The organism is Streptomyces sp. SID8352, from assembly GCF_009862265.1.
GTDB lineage: Bacteria > Actinomycetota > Actinomycetes > Streptomycetales > Streptomycetaceae > Streptomyces.
In genome coordinates, this window is the sequence record NZ_WWGX01000084.1 from 1 (window position 1) to 2,896 (window position 2,896).

2 protein-coding genes and 1 pseudogene are annotated in these 2,896 nt (G+C 75.2%); 2 read left to right on the plus strand and 1 reads right to left on the minus strand.

Annotated elements, in window-relative coordinates:
- Positions 1-384 precede the first annotated feature (384 nt).
- On the plus strand, positions 385-1,722 hold the full coding sequence (gene mshA / locus GTY84_RS25340; protein WP_161228716.1) for a D-inositol-3-phosphate glycosyltransferase: 1,338 nt from the start codon (positions 385-387) through the stop codon (positions 1,720-1,722).
- On the plus strand, positions 1,715-2,221 hold the full coding sequence (locus tag GTY84_RS25345; RefSeq protein WP_161228717.1) for a YbjN domain-containing protein: 507 nt from the start codon (positions 1,715-1,717) through the stop codon (positions 2,219-2,221). The genes mshA and GTY84_RS25345 overlap by 8 nt, the downstream gene beginning before the upstream one ends.
- 142 nt (positions 2,222-2,363) lie before the next feature.
- Here GTY84_RS25345 and GTY84_RS34740 read toward each other — a convergent pair.
- Positions 2,364-2,801, minus strand: a pseudogene (locus GTY84_RS34740) (hypothetical protein); the annotation flags it as partial.
- Positions 2,802-2,896 lie beyond the last annotated feature (95 nt).

Genomic DNA, 2,896 nt, shown 5'->3' on the forward strand with positions numbered 1-2,896 from the left:
GGGAGGCAGGGCGTGAGGAGGCGCGGGGGCCGTGTGTGCCGGGGCGGACCGTGCGGGGGCGGAGGCGCGGGGGCCGTGTGTGCCGGGGCGGACCGTGCGGGGGCGGACCGTGCTGGAGCGAACCTGCCGGGGTGGACCGTGTCGGGAGGGAGCCGGGAGCCGGGAGCCGGTAGCGGGGTGCCGGGAGCCGGGTGCCGGGTGGGGGTCCGTCCCCGGCTTCCCGGGAACCGCAAATATCGAACGTGGAATCGATTGTGCGGTAATGGTTCGGCAAAGCCCCGGAAACCGGAATGGAGCGGCGCCGACGCGCGTTCGCACCCCGTGGAGGACGAGAGGGGTCCTCCGCCCGGCACGGCATGCCCCGCAGCGAGGAGGAAACGGGTCGTGAGCCAGTACGTCGGCAGGCTCGGCCGTCGGTCACCAGTGGCAGCCCCAAGGCTCCGACTGCACCGCAGACCCCGCCGCATCGCGATGCTCTCCGTGCACACCTCGCCGCTCCACCAGCCGGGCACCGGCGACGCCGGCGGCATGAACGTCTACATCGTCGAGCTGGCCCAGCGCCTCGCCGCGATCAACATCGAGGTGGAGATCTTCACCCGCGCCACCACCGGCGCCCTCCCGCCCACCGTCGAACTGGCCCCCGGCGTCCTCGTCCGGCACGTCGACGCGGGCCCGTACGAGGGGCTGGCCAAGGAGGAGCTGCCGGCCCAGCTCTGCGCCTTCACCCACGGGGTCATGCAGGCGTGGGCCGGGCACCGCCCCGGCCACTACGACCTCGTCCACTCCCACTACTGGCTCTCCGGGCACGTCGGCTGGCTCGCCGCCCAGCGCTGGGGCGTCCCCCTGGTGCACGCCATGCACACCATGGCCGCCGTCAAGAACGCCAGCCTGGCCGACGGCGACACCCCCGAGCCGGCCGCCCGCGTCATCGGCGAGACCCAGATCGTCGCCGCCTCCGACCGGCTGATCGCCAACACCGGCGAGGAGGCCGCCGAACTCGTCCGCCACTACGACGCCGACCCCGCCAAGGTCGCCGTCGTGCACCCCGGCGTCAACCTCGAACGGTTCCGCCCCGCCGACGGCCGGGCCGCCGCCCGCGCCCGGCTCGGACTGCCGCAGGACGCGCTGATCCCGCTCTTCGCCGGACGGATACAGCCCCTCAAGGCCCCCGACGTCCTGCTGCGCGCCGTCGCCCATCTCCTGGGGGAGCGGCCGGAGCTGCGCTCCCGCATCGTCGTGCCCGTCGTCGGCGGCCCCAGCGGCAGCGGCCTCGCCAAGCCGGAGGGGTTGCAGAAGCTCGCCGCGCGCCTGGGCATCGCGGACGTCGTGCGGTTCCGCCCGCCGGTGGGGCAGGAACAGCTCGCTGACTGGTTCCGGGCGGCGTCCCTGCTGGTCATGCCGTCGTACAGCGAATCGTTCGGCCTGGTGGCCATCGAGGCCCAGGCGGCGGGCACGCCGGTGCTGGCCGCCGCGGTCGGCGGGCTCCCGGTCGCCGTGCGGGACGGGGACACCGGCCGTCTCGTCGAGGGCCATGACCCGGCCGCCTACGCCCGCGTCCTCGCCGACTTCGCGGACGACCCGGACCTGACCCCCCGGATGGGCGACGCCGCCGCCCGGCACGCCCGGGGCTTCGGCTGGAGCGCCGCCGCCGCCGCGACCGCCGAGGTGTACACGGCCGCCGTGCAGGCGCACCGGCGTCGCGTACGCTCGGCCCATGGGTGAGGCTGAGACTGAGCGGGCGGCGCGGACCGTCGAGGACGCGCTGAAGGACGCCGGTCTGGAGTGGGAGGGCCCGGAGCCCGGCACCTTCGTCGTCTCGCTCCCCGGCATCCGCAAGCTGTCGACCGCGGTCTCCCTGCGGATCGGCCGCCACTCGCTCTCCCTGAACGCCTTCGTCATCCGCCACCCCGACGAGAACGAGGCCGCCGTCCACCGCTGGCTGCTGGAGCGCAACCTCCGGCTGTACGGCGTGGGGTACGCCGTCGACCGGCTCGGCGACATCTACGTCACCGCGAAGCTGCCGCTGGCCGCAGTCACCGCCGAGGAGGTCGACCGCCTGCTCGGCCAGGTGCTGGAGGCGGCCGACGGCTCCTTCAACACCCTGCTGGAGATGGGCTTCGCGTCCGCCATCCGCAAGGAGTACGCGTGGCGGACCTCGCGCGGGGAGTCGACGCGGAACCTGGACGCCTTCCGGCACCTGGTCGAGCGGCCGGGGGAGTGACGACGGCCCACCCGTAGGGGCGGACCCCGCCGGGGGACCCCACCGGGGGATCCCGCAGGGGGCCCGTCGGCGCGGACGGGAGCGGACCGGCGCGGACCGGCGTAAACGGGGCCAGCCGGCGTGGACGGGAGCGCCGGGTCCGCTACGGGCGGCTCCCCTTACGGGTGCCACCGCTGGACGCGTCGGTGGGCACCCCTCCGGAGGCCCCGACCGAGGACCGCTCCCCGGAGGAACCCTCCGCGAAGACCCGGGCGGCACCGGCCGCCGCACCGGCCCCGGCCTCCCGGGACACGGCTCCACCGGCCGCGGTACCGGGCCCGGCCGAGGTGTCGGCCCCGGCCCTGTCGGACACGGTCCCCGCTCCGGTCCCGCCGCACGCGGCCCCCGTCCCCGCCCCGGCGGGCACCGCCCCGCCCTCCTCGGGCAGCCCGCGCATCAGCAGCGCGTACCCGCCCGCCGCGGCCGTCCCGATGACCGCGCACACCCCCCAGAGCCAGGCGGCGCCCCAGTGGTCGATGACGAAACCGGACATCAGCGGGGCGATGAGGGAGGCGACGGCCCAGGACATGGTGTACATCCCGTGCGACCTGCAAGCCGCACAGTGCGAGCGAGCGTAGGGAAGGAGATACCGACGCTTTCGACCTGTGACCAATTGGTCGATTCCCCAGCCAGCGT